General features: G+C 54.0%; 2 pseudogenes. Both read right to left on the bottom strand.

Features of this window, described 5'->3' with window-relative positions:
* A pseudogene (locus tag ACQRAX_RS25510) lies at window positions 1–416 on the bottom strand (hypothetical protein); the annotation flags it as partial.
* Window positions 413–742, bottom strand: a pseudogene (locus ACQRAX_RS25505) (hypothetical protein); the annotation flags it as partial. The pseudogenes ACQRAX_RS25505 and ACQRAX_RS25510, both read right to left, overlap by 4 nt.

Below are 742 nucleotides of genomic sequence, written 5' to 3'. Positions count from 1 at the left end.
TGTTGCGTCGCCGCCGCCGTCACGCTTTCCCAAGGGACAATCCAGTACTCGCCATCTGCTTGCGGTACACACACCTCGCGGCGTTGCCGGTTGAAACGTACGGGGAGTGGCACTTCGCGGAACAGACCCTGGATCAAAAATAAGATAGGGATGCCAACGATGATAACTCCTCCCACTAATACAATAGGGTCAGGCGTGAGGTAGTTCATAAACGCAAATAACATTACCATCGGCCATATCACCATCACCGCCGAACCGATGCTGTAATTACCGATATCGATAAACACCTCGTTCTTGCGCCAAATGGTGTTGAGCACATCCGAGGGTTTTCTACCGGTGGGGATGGGCAGTGGTGCCAAGTAGTCATTGCGCGAAAACATCCGTTTTTTCGTCGTGCCTGCCGGTGGCGTACTCATGTCTCGTCCACAGGCTGCATCTGCACGGCTAATTCGGCCTCACGCTTGGCGATGGCGGCTTCCAGCTCGGGGGAACGCTTGGCCCATTGCTCGGGTGGCAGGGGTTTTGACCATTCGATGATGGCGGGGTAGGTCAGGCTAGGGGGATGCGACAGCTTTAAGTTCTGTAGTTTTTCCGCGAGATACGTCCCCAAAATCGTAATACAGAATATGCCCCAGACAACACCAATCAAGTCCCCCTTACGCAAGTCGGTGATGATCGAACCAATTTGCGTTTCTTCGTAGGGTGCTCTACCCACTCGGCTATTAGGTACTGCATCCGGCCC

The sequence above is a fragment of the Pseudomonas sp. UM16 genome (genome assembly GCF_050312595.1).
Taxonomy (GTDB): Bacteria; Pseudomonadota; Gammaproteobacteria; order Pseudomonadales; family Pseudomonadaceae; genus Aquipseudomonas.
The sequence above is the reverse complement of the archived record's forward strand: the minus strand, read 5'-3'. Positions and strand labels throughout refer to the sequence as shown.